Source organism: Kitasatospora sp. NPDC048715 (assembly GCF_043198905.1).
GTDB lineage: Bacteria > Actinomycetota > Actinomycetes > Streptomycetales > Streptomycetaceae > Kitasatospora > Kitasatospora lactacystinica.
On the sequence record NZ_JBICVH010000010.1, the window covers coordinates 350432 to 367156 of the forward strand.

Consider the following 16725-nt stretch of genomic DNA (forward strand, 5'->3'; position numbering starts at 1 on the left):
GGCCGACTCGCTACCGGCCTTCGAACCGGTTGAGGGCCTTCGCGATGATGTCCATGCTCCGGCGCCGGTGGGCCGCGCCCTGGCCGATCTCCAGCAGCAGCTGCAGGTACTTCTCCATGTCCGCGCTGGCGTTGCGGCCCTTGCGGGCGCCCTTCGTGCGCTCGCTCGGCTCGCCGGCCTCCGCAGGGTGGTAGCTGGCCGAGTCGTAGCCCTCGATGTAGACGAGCTCCGACGGGCCGCCGGGACGGAACTTCAGGTGGGTGAGGCCGCTGACGGGCGTCGCGATGGTCTTCTCGATGGGCACGATGCGCAGCTTCACCTGAGGCATGTCCGCTATGCGCAGCAGGTGGCGCATCTGGTCCGCCATCACGGCGTCGGTACCGATCAGCAGTTGGAGGGCCAGTTCGTTGATCAGCAGGACCGTCAGGTCCGGGGGCGAAGCGAAGAGCCTGCGCTGCCGCTCCATCCTCGCCTCCACGCCTCGTTCCACAAGGTCCTTGTCGACGGTCAGATGGTGGCGGGCGATGATGCCGCGGGCGTAGCCCGCCGTCTGCAGGAGCCCTGGCACGACCATGGCCTGGTAGGACCGCAGTTCCAGAGCGACCGTCTCCAGCCCCAGGTAGTTGCGGAAGTAGCGCGGAATCACGCCAGCGTACTCAGGGGCGTCGAACCAGTCGGGCTGCTGTGCCCGGTCGGCCAGCTCCATCAGCTCCCGCCGTTCCTTCCTGTCGACTCCGTAGACCTCGGTGAGAGCGGTGACGACCTCGACGGGGGTGTTGGCCTTCGCGCTCTCGATCCGCGACAGAGTCGAGTAGGACAGGGATATCCCGGGGAGGATGGTCACGGCGTGCGCCGCTGCGCGGTCGAGCGAGAGGCCGCGCCGCTCGCGTACCCTGCGCAGGCGCTCTCCGAGGATCACCCTGTCCGCCGTTGGGTTTCCGTGAACCGGGGGCCCGGCGCAGCGGTTCAGCGGGAGGATCTCGGCGAGGCGCCTGGCGCGGGTGTCCTCGGCTGCTGCGGACTGGGGTGGATTGCTGCCTCCGGCCTCGTCGGTGCCGTCGACGGGCTTATCGGCAGGCGGTTCGGAGCTTTCTGGAATGAGTGGCACGCGGACTCCGTACGGGACTCGTCTGGCCTTGACGCTAATGGCCTTACATACTCCCATACGTCGAGCCCGCGTGCCGCCGCAGAATAAACGTTGATCAGATTAAGAATCTAATCTGACATTTCCTGCTCTTGCCTCTCCTCTCAGGCAACCAAGTGGTCGAATTCGTCCTGCTTGACGCCGTCGAAGAGCGCCTTGAGCTCGCGGCGGGTGACGATGAGCGCAGCTCCTTCGGGGTCACGGGAGTTGCGGATGGCCGCCTCGCCTGTGGGCAGACCGGCCAGCTCGATGCAATCGCCGTTTCCGTAGCTTGCCCGGGCCTTGGCCCAGGTAACGCCCTTGATCAGTCCGGCCGGCATTCCGTTGGTGAAGTCCTGCATGTGACCTCCCTTTCCGACGTACGCGATGGGCGACCCTGCTGCGGGTGTGTACGCGACTTGACAGCGACGCACCTCGGGCCGCTCCGGGCGCTGCAATTGCAGCACCCTGGGCGCCATGAATGCTAGCCATTTATTTTCGAACACCGCACCGCCCAAACGAGGGACTTATTTGAAGTAAATCTTTTTAGTTATTGAATTAGCGTTGGCTCGACGCCCGCCGTCGCACGGATTCGCAGCGGGTACTCGGCTGGGCCCGCGTCATTTCCTTTTCGAACACGGCCGTCCGCATAGCCCAGACAGGCCGCACAGCAGCCAGGAGGAGGGCCCAGTCTCCTCAGCCCTAGGGTTTCCCGGCGCCGGTGTTGGCGGACGGCAGCGAGCCGGCGCCGTTGCCGGACGGGCGCACCACCTGGTGGCTCTACAACGGAGCGGATGGCCCTCGGGCCGCTGCGGTGCGCGGTGGTTGCAGTTGCGGCTGGCGGGGTGAGCGGGTGCACCTGCTGGACTTCGGTGACGACGCGGCGACCGAGGCGGTGGGCGAGGCCACCGGGCCGTTCGCGGACTGGGAGTGGCACGTCGACCTGGCCGAGGGTGTGGTGCCGCGCGAGGTCGAGGACCTGGTCGCGGCGCTGGTGGACCGGATCTGCGACCTGACGGAGAACAGGCCGTACGCCGCCGCCCGTGCGGCGGCCCGGTTCGAGAGCGCCGCCGGTTCGACCGCGCTGATGGCTGGCCGCCAGGCCCGCAGCAGCATGATGACCTGGACGTACATCGGCCGCGCCTTTGGCTGCTCGCCGGAGCAGGCGCTGGAGCGGTTCGGCGAGACGCTGCCCGACGTCGACCAGGGTGGAGAGGTGTAGGTCGTCAGCTCGGTGGGGGAGTGAATTCTTCCGGGTCGGGCGTCGGGAGCTGCGGTGGACGAACAGCCAGCACCAGCGAGCCCAACGCGGCCCGTTGCGCAGCTCGGCGTAGCGCACCACGGCGTCCTCGGTGGTGGTGCGGACCCAGAGCGGGCGACCCACGATGATCCGCTGGGACCCTTGCAGGTCCTCGGTGAGGTTCCAACGGGACTCGGTGAGCACGACGTCGGTGTAGACCTCGGCCATGAGTTCGCACGCCTCCGCGCGGAGGATGGTACGGCCGCAGGTCTCCGGACGACCTGGCTGCGAGTTGGGAGATCGCCGCGCGCGTTCAGGCAGCGATTGCAGAAGGGCGTCCCCTGAGCCTCTGGTGACAGTCTCTTCGCTGGTCGCCACCAATCGGAATCTAGTGCCGCATCAGACAATGTTCGCCCTCGTGTGACCTGCCGCTCGGTTGTCGCCGAGCGGCATCTAGCGGTCAGAATTATCACGTCGCGGAACGTGTACGGGTTCGTGAAATCCAGAGGTACGTCCTACATGGGCTAGCGAGCCCCCAGGTCGGGGATCCAGTCCCAGGGCATTTTGTCACTCTTGTGCAAATTGCAGTCGGCGCAGGAGGGAACTAGATTGTCGATGGAGTGAGGGCCGCCCTTGGATATGGGTATAAAGTGATCGAGGTGCTCAAATGGGCCATCGCAGTAGAAGCACTTCACTCCGAGTTCAGAGACGAGCCGCCGGATTTGTCGCTGACTGACTGGTTCTGCTGTAGATCCTCGTTCCATCGCCCTGCGTTGGGCAGCTTTCAGCCTGCCGTAGTCGGGATTGTTTGCACGGAATCTGGCCCGCTTGGCGGCTAGCATCTCCTTTGCGCCAGGTTTGGACTCCCACCTCTTGCGATACTCCGCTGTCTTGCCTGGGTTTAGCCTCGCCCATTCTCTGGTGTATTCATTTACGCACGGCGTGCATATCGTGGAGATTCCTTCGCGCTGTCGAGGGTTCCGGCAAAATTCCGTGTGAGATTTTACCTCAAGGCAAGAAGTGCAGGCGCGCATGCTTGCCGCGTCGAGCTCTCTGATGCGCTCCATTCGAGCCCGAGTGGCGGCCGCTTTGTCGCTTGCATGGTACCGGTCGGTCTCTTTCGCAACTCTGCAGACCTTGCACTGCGAGAGATGTCCATCAGGATGGCTTGCGCTTCTGTGGAATTCATCCAGCGGTTTGGCTGATCTACACCCTGAGCAATACTTGAAACCATCGCCGGCCAGCGCGGACATGTCTTTGGTGACCGGGGTCAATTCTTTCCCTCGGTACCATTGCTGGTAATGAGCTTTGCATAGGCCGCGCGCTCTAATATCGGTCCGTGGGCAGAGGTGGAATGAGCAATATGTCACAGCCCGGCAGAATACCTGCTAATGGACCTTTGTTCAAGGGTGTCGAAAGAGGTTGCAGCCTGGGGAGCGGATGGCCAGCGGGCCGGATTTATGGATTGGAATCTGTCACCACGGCAGGCGTGAAGCGATTTTAGCATCCGCCTTTCAGGCGGGTTCGACTGAGCGGGGTTGACGGGTCAGAGGAATTCTCCTTGGACGTTTGATTGGTGGGCATACCGAGCGTTCGGCGTGGTGGCCGGATCCGACCCGGTGTGCCCGTCAGAGCATCCTCCGGACGATGCTTGACTGTCACAACAGGGCGAACGTTGTCTGATGCGGCACTAGTCGTTCTCCTCGGCGACGTTCACGTGGCGGCCAGCTCCATGGAGTTTCAGTCCCTTCCAAGGCAGGTCAGGGAGGCAGAACCTTCGGCTTCGACACATGGGAGTGGTAGTTGATGCCCCTTTCAGGGGCGATGAGAGCAGGCACGGCGGAACTGCCACCGCTGGTCTGCGCTAGTTGTTACTCCGCCGGGGGCGATGAGACCCGCTGAGCCTTCGCCTTGGCGCTCGGTTTCAAGGGGTTGCTACCCTTTCAGGGGCGATGAGGACCAGCGTCATCCTGATCAACACCCGGTGGCATGAGGAATTGCTACCCCTTCGAGAGGCGATGAGGACGAGATTCCGATCCCACTCGACATGGACTACCAGATGTTGTCACCCCTGCGAAGGGCGATGAGGGCACCTGCAGTGCGAAGCCGATGCTACCGGTGAGCGTTACACGACCTGGCCGGTCTGATAAGCGTGTCGGTGGGGGCCGCGGACGGCAAGGAGACCGAGGTCGGGATCGTAGTCGGCGTCGAGGACGCGGACGTTGAGGGCCTTCTCGTAGCGGCTGAGTGGGCCGGCCCAGGCCGGCATGGGGATGAGGTACTGGTCGGCGACGAGGCGTCCCTCGGCGGCAGTGCCCTGGGTGAGCGCGGTGGTGTAGGCGGCGCGGTGCTGTTCGAGGATGGCTTCGGTGCCGTCGAAGAGTTCGTCGAAGGTCTGGGCGAGGTCGGTGCGGTCGGCGAAGGGACGGCGGAAGGTGAGGAAGGCGTTGTCGAAGATGTCGCGGTGGGTGGTGACTTCGTTGTGCCAGCGCTGGCCCCAGCCGGTGGCGTAGATGGTGTTGAGCCAGCCGGTCGCGTCGGCCTCGCTCACGATGTGGTTCTGGTGTTCGAGTAGGCAACGCCAACCGGCCTCGACCGGTTCTCGCGGGTAGATGCCGTCGGCGTACTCACCCGGCTGGTTGTGTCGGCGGGTCCAGGCCGGTGCGTGGACGATGACGTCGGCCGGCTCGCGGGCGCCGAGGCGGTTGACGCGGCCGAACCGCTGGAGGAGGGCTTCCAGCGGTGCGGCGGCGGTGAAGAGGACATCGAGGTCGAGGTCGAGGCTGACCTCGACGACCTGGGTGGCGACCAGCAGCCCGGGGAGGCGGTCAGCTGCTGCGCTGGCGAACCGGGCGCGAATGTTCTGCTCGATCCGGTTGCGGTCCTGTCGGGTGAAACGGGAGTGCAGGAGGAAGGCGCTGTCGTCGCCGTGGAGGACCCGGCAGTGCGGAGCGAGTTCGGCGAAGAGGGCCAGGGCGTGAGCGACGTTGTTGGCGACGACGAGGACGCTCTGGCCCTGGTCGAGCCGGCCGCGGATCTCGTTGGCGGTGGCCGGGTCGGTGAGGTGGTGCTGACGGACCTGCAGGCGGTGGCGGGCCGGCAGGCCGAGATCGGGGGTGTCCACGAGCGCGGGCGTCTGGGCGAGCGTGTCCTTGAAGAGGTCGGCGAGGACGTCGGGCAGGGTGGCGGAGACGACGGCGATCCGTCCGCCCAGGCGCTCCCACAACCGGGCCGTGGCGAGGATGTAGCCGAGGCGGCGGGAGTCGTAGGCGTGCAGCTCGTCCAGGATGAACACCGAGTTCGCGGCATCCACGAGCAGGCCGGCGTGGGCCGGGCCCGCCAGCGCGGCGCGGAGCAGCTGGTAGGGGGTGCCCACTCGCACGCTCTCGCGGAAAAGGCGGGTGGCCGCTGCCCGGGCCAGGGCCTTGGCGGCTTCGCTCTGCTGGCAGGGCCCGGCCTGTTCGTCTTCGTCGGGGTTGTCGGTGGAGTGGATGGCGGCGGCAAGGTGGTATGAGGCGGCGCGGGAGTGGGCGACGCCGACCAGCTCTGGGTCGCCGAGCAGGTCGGCGAAGCGGTCGGCCATCGCGTTGATGGAGGCGAGGTAGGGCAGGGTGAAGAAGACCCTGGGTACCCCGCCCGTGTGCCGGGCGAGCTCGGTGACCTGGCGGGCCGCCCAGAGCAGCACGGCCTCGGTCTTGCCGCTCCCGGTGGGCGCGCGCAGGAGCAGGTGACCGCTGGTCTCGGCCGCGCGGAGCTGGTGCTCGCGCAGTACGCGGCCCTTGGTGGCCATCTGCTCTTCGAGGGCGGGCCGGAAGCGGTGGTCGAAGGGCTGGGAGGTGTGGAGACAGCCGTGGGCGGAGGAGAGGTGGTCGGCGACCGTCACCGCTCCTTGGAGTAGGACAGCGGCCAGGCCGATGTCGGCGGCCACCCGCCGGTCCCAGCGGTTCAGCAGCTCGGTGAGGATGCCGTGCGCCGTGTCGGTGAGGCTGGTGCTGCTCAGCGGGCTGGTCTTCGGGGTGGTGGGGAGCAGGGCGCTGGCCGCGGTGGTGTGCAGCCAGCCGAGCAGCGCCGTCACCGTGTTCTCGTCGATCGGGCCGATCCGCTTCGCGAGTTCGTCCGGTGTCAGGCCGTCGTAGAGGAAGCGCAGATCGCGGCCGTTGCTTCCGGTCATGGCGCGGTGGTGGGTGGCGACACCGGCCGCCACCCACCCGAGGAGCTGCTCGTCCGGGACCAGGGCCGGCAGGAAGCCCAGGGAGACGATCTCGTGCCGTTCGCCCCAGGAGCGCACCCGGCCGAGGAGCATCTGCTGGCAGCCGTCGGGGAGTTTGCCACCGTCGTGGTACAGCCCGCTCAGCTGGGCGGTCGGCCAGAACCGGCCGTCCAGCACGCGCTCGGCGGCCTCGATCCGGCCCACCCGCCGGGCGAGCTCGATCCCGGCCGCCAAGGTGGCCGCCAAGTGCACCGTCAGCTCTTCGGGTGGCACGGCACCGCGGGCGCTCTTGGCCAGCAGCGTCCGCAGGGGATCGGCGCTCGTGCCCAAGGTTGTCTCCTTCTTTCTTCTGGGTCAGGCCGGGCTGAGGGTGGTGGTGAAGTGGGCGCCGGGGTGGACGGGCGGCAGCAGCAGGACGGCCTGGCCGTCGGTATCCGACCAGCTGCCGGGCACCGGGGTGCGGCTGCGGCTGGTGGCGTCGTGCCGGTAGTTGCCCCAGACGGTCCGCTCCCGCCCCGGGGCCACTGCGGTCGGCAGCCGTAGCAGCGTGCCCTGGGCCTTGGGGAAGGCGGGGACGATGGCGCCGCGCTGCTCCCCCTCGGCCGGGGTGAGGACGGTGTGGTCGAGGCGGATTCCGACGAGGTCCTGGCTTCGGCCCAGCCGCAGCGGCCACACCGGCCGCCGCAACCGGCCGCGCCACGCCTCGGCATCGTCCAGCAGCCAGAGGTGCACGGTGGCGTCGGCGAGGAACTCCCGGGTGCGCGGGACCGGGGTGGTGGCCTTCCCAGTGGCATCCAGCGGGTGGTAGGTCTCCAGGTCGACCCCGGTGCCGGCGGCGTGGAAGGCCATGGCGAACCGCAGGCCGACGTCGACCTCGTCCCAGCCGCCGGCCGCCGCCGCGAGCATGCCTGCGACGGTGGACGGCGGCGGGCAGGGATGAGTGACTTGCACACCGGCATACAGGTGGTTGCGGAAGGAGGCCACCGGCGCGGTCAGCGTCACCCGCAGCGCCGTGACCGAGGCGGCCGTCATGCCGCGGGGTCCTCGAACCAGGTGTCGTGCTCGCCCGCACCGATCCGGTCGGCCAGGCCGTTGAGGATCACCCGGGGGTGCCCGAAAACCACGGCGCCGCTGTCGACGAGGTCGGCGAGGTCCTTGACTGCCCTCTCACGCTGGTCGCCGAGGAACCCGGGCGCCCATCCGACCAGCACCGGGCCGTCCAGCTCGTCGCTCCACGCCTCGATCTCCTCGCGCAGCACATCGGCCTGGAAGACGGGCCGGCCGTCGTTGGCGCCGACGATCCGGGTGAACGGGTTCACCCCGCCCTTGACTGGGGCGAGCAGCACCAGCGCCGGGGCGCGGTCGCCGTAGTGGAGGGCCTGCTTCGCGCCGCCGCGCACCGAGGCGAGCGTGCGCAGCACGGTGTCGACCCGCCGTCGGCGCTCTGCCAGGGGCAGCCGCACCGCGCCGACGCTGCGCAGCACCGTCTTCTCGGCACCCGCCTTGACGGCCTCCTCGGCGGAGGCCGGGCTCAGCGCGGTGCGCAGGCCCGTGCCGTCCGTCTCGAAGACGCCGACACGGGGAAGGTCCAGGAGCACGTCCCCGGCCAGGGCGGCGCTGTAGAGCTCGTGGGAGTGGATCACCGGGTGCTCGCCAGCAGGGAAGTCCCGGCTCATCGTGCCGAAGTCGCTGGTGGGCCGCTGCGGGACGACCGACACGAACGTGCCGGTCGCCAGCACCGTCTCCCGGCCGTAGCTCTCCTTCTTCACCGCGACCATGTAGCCGAACAGGTCGTCGTCCAGGTGCAGATCGGGACGACCCGCGGTGTAAGCCTGCTGCTTGGCCCCGGCGCCGCTGCGGATTACCGGCGATCGCGACTCCTGCACGGGCAGGCTGTCGCGCAGCCAGCGGCGAAACGCCTGCGCGGACACGTACGGGTGGACGTCCCGCCCGACCCGCAACTGCTTGACCTTGCCGTTGTTGTCCTCCGCCAAGCCGTTGTTCGGGGCTCCCGCCACCACATCCAGAACGATCTTGCCAACCAGGTACGTCACTGCTGCTCATCCTCCGTGTCGAACGTCAGGGCTTCGAGGTCGCGGGGATCGAGATCCTCCTCGCTCTCCTCCTCCGGTTGCTCGGGCTTCCAGCCGAGCGAGTTCAGCTCCTGCAGAACACCGACCAGGAGCATGTCCCGGTGGAACCAGGCCGGGTTCTGCGAGACCGGGCTGAACAGCAGCTCGAAGGCCCGCTCGGTCACCAGCGGGCCGGCAGCTCCGGCGGGTGGCTTGACGGTCCACTGCACGCCCTGGGATGTGAGCCACCCGCGCAGCTTCGACGGGTCGCGAAGCAGCGTGCGGAAGCTCCGCAGCTGGCCGCCGGTGGTGGCGGTGTTCAGCAGCGCGGCCACGTTGCGGGCTGTCCTGGCGATCTCGGCCAGGTCTTTCTCGGTCATCAGCATTACCTCGGTCGCGAAGGAGTTGAGCAGCACGGCCAGGGCCTCGGCCCTAGACCGGTCACGCCCGGCGTGGGTCAGGCAGCCGAGCAGCCGGCCGTGGCCGACGGCCACGATCCGGCCGGGCGAGCGGAAGACGTTGCGGGCCAAGGCCACGAGCCCAGGCGTCGACGCACTGGCATGGGCGCGAACCAGCTCCGCGAAACCCGCACGCCGATCACCCAGCCGCTGGGTGCGGCGCAGCCACTCGGCCAGCGGCTGCTCCAGCGCGTGGGTCTCCAGCTCCTGGCCGCGGTTGTTGTTGTTGAACACCACGAGGCCGACGGCAGCGCCCATCGGTCGGCGGTGGGTGCGCAGCGCGACAAGTGCGACGACCTCCTGCGCGCCGGTCTGCCGTTTGCTGCCGTCGCCGGTGGCGGCGAGCATCCGGTTGTGATCGACCTGCTCGGCCACGGCGTGCTGGAGGAAGTCGTCGTCCCAGCTGTGCACGGCGATGGACGGGCCGCCGGTCAGGCGCACCCCGTAGGGCAGCGCGTAGAAGCTGCACAGACACGGCCAGCACAGTGCCATCCCGTCGTGGCCTCGCGGGGTGGTGTTGCGGTACGACTGGCTCTCGGCGAGCGGCACGTCGCTCTTCCCGTAGTACCCGACCGCCTCTCGCGAGCACAGCGAGCACACCGTGGGCGGCCAGCCGGACGGTGCGGGCAGAGTCCGCCACTGCTCCACGCGCTCCGCGATCTCGGCGTCGGTGCGCTTGCCGTTGCTGGGGTGGTTCATCGCGGTGTTGGGGAAGAATGAGTAGCTGACCTTCAACCAGAAACCGTCCGGTGCCTTGCTGTCGCGTCCGAGCGCCGCACGCAGCGCGTCCCGGGCCATCTGCGACAGCGCCGCCTCGAAATCGGCCTCGGTGGTCTCCTCCGGAGAGCCGTCGCCGGCCAGGGCCGCGAGCGCGAACGCCCCCACCCGCTGCAAGGGGTGCGCGGTCAGCACCAGTCGGCCCTGGCCGAGGTCACCGCGAGTCGGCGCGGTCATGCCGCCACCCAGCCGAACCCGGCCGAGTTCGCCTGGCCCAGGCCCCAGCTCCACAAGGCCCGCAGCGTCTTCGGCGCTCCCGCCAGCTCCACCTCGACGGCGGCCCCAGGCTTGGCTCCCTGCCCTACCGCGAACGACCTCTTCGGCCCCACCCAGGACACCGACTCCAGGCTGACCCCGGCGTCCAGGCCCAAGGTCTCGGCCTTGCGGCGCAGGTTCCCCTGGAAGTAGCCCGCCCACTCCAGCTCCGTCGGCAGCACCCACGCCTGACGCGGCCCGCGCACCCCATCCGCGCCGTATCCGGAGCCCTTCATCACCACCGGAGTTGACGTCCGCAACACCGCCCGGCCATCCGCGAACTCCGGCGGCTCCACCAGGCCAAAGCCCGTCAGGCGCAGGGCGACCCCACCCCAGTCCAACAACTCACGCTCCGCGAACCCCGCCGCCAGCGCCTCCACGATGGCCGGCACCGGACTGCCGAACTCAACCACCCCCCGCCCACCAGCCGCATACCGCCCCGGCCGCCGACGTGCGGACGAGAACACCGGCGCACCATGCCCGAACGGCGCCATCCCGTGCGGCCCCTCACCATGCTCGTGCAACCGGCGCCCAAGCTCCGGAGCCACCCGCCCCAGCACGTCGTAGACCAACCCCCGACCAGGGGCAAGCACGCTGCCCCACGGCACCTCCGCCGCCGCCGTCACCACGGCCAACCGCACCCTCATCCCGCACTCCAACGCTCAAACGGCATGACAAACCAGCAAGCTGACGAACCACCAGCCGCACAGTCCAGGACCCTAAACTGCACCACTGACAGCCGTCACAAGATTGCGCACAGTCACCCACGACCCCGGGCAGCACTCGATGCCCTACCGTTGAACAAGACCACCCAGACCAACGCCAAGCTGCGCACCCCAGCGCCATGACATGGCCAACAGCATCGCCAGACTCCCACTGCAGAACCTGACTCACTGGCCAGTCATATCCGGCGTCTGACCTGTAGCTTTACCATCGGGTCTCATCGCCCCTGGGGGGTAGCAACATGTACGCCGGGCCGGCGAGCTTGCGCGGCCGCCGGGTCTCATCGCCCCTGGGAGGGGTAGCAACATGCCCAGGCCGCGCTTGGTCCGGCTCAGTGGTCGTGGTCTCATCGCCCCTGGGAGGGGTAGCAACCTGGCGATCACCGACGAGTCCCTGTCCACGGTCGAGGGTCTCATCGCCCTTGGGAGGGGTAACAACAGCTTCCGTAGCTTCTCCCGAAGCCCGTTTACTGTCGCCTCATCGCCCCAGGGAGGGGCAGCAACGCGAGGATCGTCCTGATCTGGAAGATCGTCGGTGCGGTCTCATCGCCCCGGGGAGGGGTAGCAACATGGTGACGTGCCCCTCGACGTGCGCGCCAGCCTTGGAGATCATCGTCGTTGGAGGGGTAACAACTTGTTAAAGTGCAGCCGGATCGGGTCGGGCCAGTCCTCGGAATTACCCTCAGAGGGGTAGCAACTTGGCCGGCCCGTACGCGAGCCCGTAGGGAAACGTCGTCTCATTGTCCCTGGGAGGGGTAGCAACTGGCTGTAGATGTTGATGCAGACCTGGGGACCCGATGTCTCATCGCCTCTGGGAGGGGTAGCAACATCATGACCGGATCTCCCGACTCTGCCGCCAGGAACGCCTCATCGCCCCTGGGAGGGTTAGCAACGAGTAGGGCAGTAGGAAGCAGACTTCATCAGCGAGCGCCTCATTGCCCTTGGGAGGGGTAGCAATTCCCATACGTCGTAGTGCACGGGAGTACCCGGGGTAGGCTCATCGCCCCTGGGAGGGGCAGCAACTTGAGGATCGACTCGGGGTCGTCGAGCTCCGGATGTCCTTATCGACCCGGGGAGGGGTGGCAACTTGTTCCAGGCCCCGGGTCGGCGATTCCAGCGCCGCCTTCATCGCCCCTGGGATGGGTAGCAACGCGTTGTCGGAGCTGTGTGGGGACGCCGAGTCAGCGGCCTCATCGCCCCTGGGAGGGTTAGCAACCCGACCTACGTCCGCAAGGTCGTCGCCGGGGAGGCCGCTTCATCGCCCCCTGGAAGGGGTAGCAACCAGACCTTGAAGCTTCCGAAATTCGCGACGCACCAGCCTCATCGCCCCTGGGAGGGTTAACAACCGGACGGCGAGGTAGGAGCCTCCGAGGCCGATCGCCGCCTCATCTCATCGCCCCTACGAGGGGTAGCAACTACCCGTCCAGGCCGTACAGCATCGCGAGAGCCTCGGCCTCATAGCCCCTGGGAAGGGTGGCAACGACAGGATGCGGTCCGCCTCGGTGCCCTGGTCCCGGGCCTCGTCGTCCCTGGGAGGGGTCGCAACGGCGAAACCCCGGCGAGCAAGGCGAGTTGGGCTCTGGTCTTATCGCCCCTGGGAGGGTAGCAATATCAGGTGGTCCTGCGTACCGCCGTAGCTGTAGCGCGTCTCATTGCCCCTGCGAGGCGTAGCAACGGGGTGGAACAGGTGATCAGACAGGTACGGGTTCCGGCCTTATCGCCCCTGGGAGGGGTGGCAACCCGTGATGGCCAGCCATCCCGTACGCCGTCCACTCCGCCCTATCGCCCCTGGGAGGGGTAGCAACAGGTGGTGTACGCCAACGAACCGACTGGCGGCACCGGTCTCATCGCCCCTGGGAGGGGTAGCAACAACGCCGGGCCGCACTTGGCGCCGGCGACCAGGCGATCCCTATCTTCCCTGCGAGGGGTAGCAACGGGCTCGCGGGTCTTCCCCGTTGGGCGGCTTGCGGTGTCTCATCACCCCTGGGAGGGGTAGCAACTCGATCCCGTCTCCGCCGATGTAGTGGCCGATCAGCCCGGTCTTATCACCCCTGCGAGGGGTAGCAACCTGGTCAGCAGCACCAGGTGACCGGCCAGGATCTCGCCTCATCGCCCCTGCGAGGGGTAGCAACAGAATGACCTGGGTGTGCGCAGCGAGGGTGTGGCCGGCCTCATCGCCCCTGCGAGGGGTAGTAACCTGGGGAGCTTCACCCACCAGGTGATGACCGTGCCGGCCTCATCGCCCCTGGGAGGGGTAGCAACCTGATCTAGCCGTCCCACCGGACGGGCTCGGTGCCCGCCTCATTGCCCGCAGGCATCCAGCACCTCATCGCCCCTGGGGAGGTGACGACAACTTCCCGGCCTCGTCGCCTCTGGGAGGGGTAACAACGAGAAGCCGTGGGTGACGACGATGCCGGGGGCCTCTGCCTCATCGCCCCTGGGAGGGGTAGCAACGCGATGTCCTGGATCTCGGCGGGGTCGACGCTGACGGCCTCATCACCCCGGGGAGGGGTAGTAACTAGGCACCGACCTGGACCAACTCCTGCGGGTCCGCCGTCTCATCGCCCCTGGGAGGGGTAACGACGTGGCCTGGGCGCGTCCAAGCCGTGCCCAGTGCGGGCGAGGCCACCGTGCCGTTCGCGGACTGGGAGTGGCAGGTCGACCTGGTCGAGGGTGTGGTGCCGCGCGAGGTCGAGGAGTTGGTCGTGGCGCTGGTGGACCGGATCTGTGACCTGGCGGAGAAGGAGAACAGGCCATACGCCGCCGCCCGTGCGGCGGCGCGGTTCGAGCGCGCCGCCGGTTCGACCGCGCTGCTGGCCGGACGCCAGGCCCGCAGCAGCATGATGACCTGGGAGTACATCGGCCGCGCCTTCGGCTGCTCGCCGGAGCAGGCGCTGGAGCGGTTCGGCGAGACACCGCCCGACGTCGATCAGGGTGGAGAGGAGTAGGTCGTCAGCCGCCGAGTTGAGGCCGGTGACCCCCGCCAGGCTGAGTCCCCGGTCCAGCCGCGGCCGTGGGAGATTGGGCGGGACCAGCAGGGACCGCGTCATCGCTAAGCCGGGGCACCTCGGCCGTTTATTCTCCGAGGAACAGTGCCCAGCGCTCCGAGCAGGCCGGTAGCGCTGCCGCCTGCTCGCACAGCGCGCGGAGCGCGGAGTTGCTCCGGACCTGACCGAGGGGGCTCTGGTCCAGCGCGAGGTCGCGCGCCGCGTTGATCTGGTTGGTCAGCACGACAGCCTGGCGCTGGAGAGCCATGGCGTCGCGGTTCTCTTCCGCGTACGCCATGTAGCCAGCACGGAGGTCGGATTCAAGCTCGCGCAAGTCCACGGGGCCGATCGGATCGCAGGATGGGAGAACGGCTGAATCACGGGGCTCGGCATGCCAGAGCACCGAGCCAGTCGAGAGTTCGACGGCCTCGATCCACATCCCGATCGGGATTTCGGTAGAGGTGACGTACCAGGTGGCAGGGTCGGAGTCGCCCGAGATCTCAAGGGGCCTGGCAAGCCCGTCCCCGACCCCGAGCTCATGCTTGTGCACAGCCCAGGGCACTACCCCCCTGTCCAGCCGGACCGCTATTCGGATCGTCGTTCTGGTTGCCTCAAGCCCTGTCGTCTTAGGGTCGGTGCTGTCGCTCAACCAGATCAGTGGAAGCTCGTCGAAGAAGCTGGTGGCGTTCGTGCTGTATGGGACGATCGCGCCGACTGCTTGGAGGCCGGGTCGCGCGGGATCAGCAGGGACACTCCACGCGTCATGGTCGGTGTAGTGGAACAAGGTGACGGCCATGGCCGTACCCTCCCACACGACCGAGCTGCTCGTTCAGCGTCCGTGCTCACCCAACTTTGGCCGAAGCTGGGGCCGGAGGGCGGCTGACCCGGCGCGTTACGCGTCAACTCCCGTGTCGTCGGAGTTGGCCGATGCAGGAAGTTGCTCGGGGACGTTTCGCAAGAGTGCGGCGGTCATCGCAAGCAGCGTTTCGGCTTCGGCCCTGCTGTACTCGAACGACTTCGTGATGGCGTCGTTGTGCATGGCCCCGGAGGTCTGGCTGTACAGCGAATCTTGGATTCGCCACCAGCGCTCCGACTGAGTGCACTGGTTGGCGAGCTTCTTGGAACCAGGGTTGTCCCACCCGGCATTGTGTTGCATCCACTCCAGGACACGGCGTACTTCCAGAATCGCTGCCCGGATGCTGCCTCTGGTGATCAAGCGCTGGGCTTCACGGAGGGCGAGTCCAGGCTCGGCACGCCGAGAGTCGTGGAGCGGGTATGGGACGGCCATCTCGAACGCTGCGGATGGGGCCGCTTGCTCCAGCTGTTCCTCCCACCGACTCCTCGGGATGGATATCTGGTCCGTGATGAGCGCGGTGCCGGGATAACCCGCCGCCTGCGGAAGCGTCGCCGACACCTCCACCTCGAACCGGGCGTCCCCAGACCGGCCAGCCTCGACCGCGTGAAGCTGCACGGTGGTGAGCGGGAACACCAAGGTTTGCCGATGAACGGTGACGGTCGGCGTGTATGCCAGGTTCGCCGTCACCCGCCCAAGCTGGGCCCGGTTGATCGGCGAAGCTGCGAACCCGAACAAGGTTGCCTCCAGCGAGAGGAGCTTCCCGGCCTCACTCAACGGCGATACGCCGACCGCGGCCTGGACTCGCAGTTCCTGGCCGCCGATCGAGCGGTGGAGCCACACCTGCTCGCCCATCTCCAGCGTGAACCTGATGTCGTTCTCGAAGCGCAGTTCCTGCACGCGTTCCCCCAGCTGAGCATCATTGGTCCCCCAATTCTGCCTGCCCTGATGCCCGTACCGCCGCTGGTTTCCCGCTTGGCTGGCGCGGCAGACCGACAGTTCTTGCGGGATGCCGACAGGTTCTATCCACCGAGCAGCCGCGACTCAGTCCGCCGGCCTGGGCTTCCATCCGAAGCCGGAGTTCCGGAAGGCGTGTATCGAGCACCCGGCGTATTGGCGTGCCGCCCGGACCGCCGTCTCTCGGGACATGGCCTTCCCTCCTTCGGTGAAGATGGCGCCCTCCGTGCGGTTGCCGATGGCCTCCCGGAGAAGGACTGAGGCACTTTCTGGGATGAGCATCTCCGCCAGCCTGTTCTTCGAAGCGCCAGCGGCGGACAACGTGGTGTCGGTCGCGTCCCGGACGTCGAGAGAAAGGAAGTCCGTGAGGTTGAACTTGACCGCCGCGAGCAGCACCCACAGAGTGCGTTGAGCGACGGGGATGGCCGAGTCCGAGATCAGTTCGTCGAACTGCTGGGGGGTGATGGTGTCGAGGTGCACGGTCGGCTCCTTGGTCACGTTACGTGATAAACGGGGTGGGCAAGGGTGCGCTGCCGCCCACAGGTTCGCAGCGATGTTCGGCCCCGTTCGGTACCCGCGAGGGAGCCGTGGGCCTGCGATACTTGTCGGGCCGCAAAGCGGCCGAGCAGCGAGGCAATCGGCGGCGGCCAGGAGGCCGGCGGACCACCTCCCAGCACGGAATCGGCACACATGAGGCCGAGAAGCGCGGAGAGGTTGCGAGAGCCCTGGTGAGGCGTTCTCGCAGGTCAGTGGCCAAGTGGTCAACGTTTCTGCAGGTCAGCGCCTTGCCAGGGGAAAACTTACAAAGCAGATGTCGGCGGTTCGAAACCGTCCGCGCCCACCCGCACGAAGGGCCAGTTCGGAGGCAGCGTCCTCCCGAACTGGCCCTTGATCGTTTCTGGGCTCCTACTCGTCCCGTGCCACCCACGTGCCAGATGCCCCTGAGGCCGGCTTTAGTTCGTAGGGCCCCACTGGCGGGTCTGTACAAAGAACGGTGTAACTCCCGATCAAGGAAGTAGCACCTGATGAAGGACGTGACCGTCTCGGCCGAGGCCGTCGAGGCAGCGAAGC

The 16725-nt window shown here is 67.5% G+C and carries 13 protein-coding genes; 2 read left to right on the forward strand and 11 right to left on the reverse strand.

Translation table 11 applies throughout. The features are described 5' to 3' along the window. Positions 1-10: 10 nt before the first annotated feature. On the reverse strand, positions 11-919 hold the full coding sequence (locus ACGFSC_RS21120) for a DUF5753 domain-containing protein (protein ID WP_359911327.1): 909 nt from the start codon (positions 917-919) through the stop codon (positions 11-13). A 329-nt stretch (positions 920-1248) separates the two neighbouring features. Continuing rightward, on the reverse strand, positions 1249-1485 hold the full coding sequence (locus ACGFSC_RS21125) for a DUF397 domain-containing protein (RefSeq protein WP_359911329.1): 237 nt from the start codon (positions 1483-1485) through the stop codon (positions 1249-1251). Positions 1486-1976: 491 nt separating this feature from the next. On the opposite strand from ACGFSC_RS21125, the gene ACGFSC_RS21130 reads away from it, so the two are divergent. Further along, on the forward strand, positions 1977-2345 hold the full coding sequence (locus ACGFSC_RS21130; protein WP_359911332.1) for a hypothetical protein: 369 nt from the start codon (positions 1977-1979) through the stop codon (positions 2343-2345). Positions 2346-2887: 542 nt separating this feature from the next. Here the strand turns inward: ACGFSC_RS21130 and ACGFSC_RS21135 are convergent. From ACGFSC_RS21135 to ACGFSC_RS21160, 6 genes are all read right to left on the reverse strand, one after another. After that, positions 2888-3616, reverse strand: a complete 729-nt coding sequence (locus ACGFSC_RS21135) for an HNH endonuclease signature motif containing protein (RefSeq protein WP_359911360.1) — start codon at positions 3614-3616, stop codon at positions 2888-2890. An 872-nt stretch (positions 3617-4488) separates the two neighbouring features. Next, the gene (gene cas3 / locus ACGFSC_RS21140) at positions 4489-6903 is read right to left on the reverse strand and encodes a CRISPR-associated helicase Cas3' (protein WP_359911335.1); all 2415 of its coding nucleotides are present in this window, start codon (positions 6901-6903) and stop codon (positions 4489-4491) included. A 24-nt stretch (positions 6904-6927) separates the two neighbouring features. After that, the gene (gene cas5 / locus ACGFSC_RS21145; protein ID WP_359911338.1) at positions 6928-7605 is read right to left on the reverse strand and encodes a CRISPR-associated protein Cas5; all 678 of its coding nucleotides are present in this window, start codon (positions 7603-7605) and stop codon (positions 6928-6930) included. Continuing rightward, a complete protein-coding gene (gene cas7i / locus ACGFSC_RS21150) occupies positions 7602-8627 on the reverse strand; it encodes a type I-B CRISPR-associated protein Cas7/Cst2/DevR (RefSeq protein WP_359911342.1) in 1026 nt (341 codons plus the stop codon). The genes cas5 and cas7i overlap by 4 nt, the downstream gene beginning before the upstream one ends. Continuing rightward, positions 8624-10057 (reverse strand): hypothetical protein, encoded by a 1434-nt coding sequence (locus ACGFSC_RS21155; RefSeq protein ID WP_359911345.1) that lies wholly within the window; start codon positions 10055-10057, stop codon positions 8624-8626. The genes cas7i and ACGFSC_RS21155 overlap by 4 nt, the downstream gene beginning before the upstream one ends. Next, on the reverse strand, positions 10054-10764 hold the full coding sequence (locus tag ACGFSC_RS21160) for a CRISPR-associated endoribonuclease Cas6 (protein WP_359911363.1): 711 nt from the start codon (positions 10762-10764) through the stop codon (positions 10054-10056). The genes ACGFSC_RS21155 and ACGFSC_RS21160 overlap by 4 nt, the downstream gene beginning before the upstream one ends. A gap of 2699 nt (positions 10765-13463) precedes the next feature. Here ACGFSC_RS21160 and ACGFSC_RS21165 point away from each other — a divergent pair. Further along, entirely contained in the window at positions 13464-13805 is a 342-nt protein-coding gene (locus ACGFSC_RS21165) for a hypothetical protein (protein ID WP_359911348.1), read from the forward strand. Between the two features lie 127 nt (positions 13806-13932). On the opposite strand, the gene ACGFSC_RS21170 is transcribed toward ACGFSC_RS21165, so the two are convergent. The 3 genes from ACGFSC_RS21170 to ACGFSC_RS21180 form a co-directional block, all read right to left on the reverse strand. Then, positions 13933-14640 (reverse strand): hypothetical protein, encoded by a 708-nt coding sequence (locus tag ACGFSC_RS21170; protein ID WP_359911351.1) that lies wholly within the window; start codon positions 14638-14640, stop codon positions 13933-13935. 96 nt (positions 14641-14736) lie between these two features. After that, a complete protein-coding gene (locus tag ACGFSC_RS21175; protein WP_359911354.1) occupies positions 14737-15597 on the reverse strand; it encodes a hypothetical protein in 861 nt (286 codons plus the stop codon). Between the two features lie 144 nt (positions 15598-15741). After that, positions 15742-16134 carry a hypothetical protein gene (locus tag ACGFSC_RS21180; RefSeq protein WP_359911357.1) on the reverse strand — a complete coding sequence of 131 codons (393 nt, stop codon included), beginning with the start codon at positions 16132-16134 and terminating at the stop codon, positions 15742-15744. Positions 16135-16725: the final 591 nt, after the last annotated feature.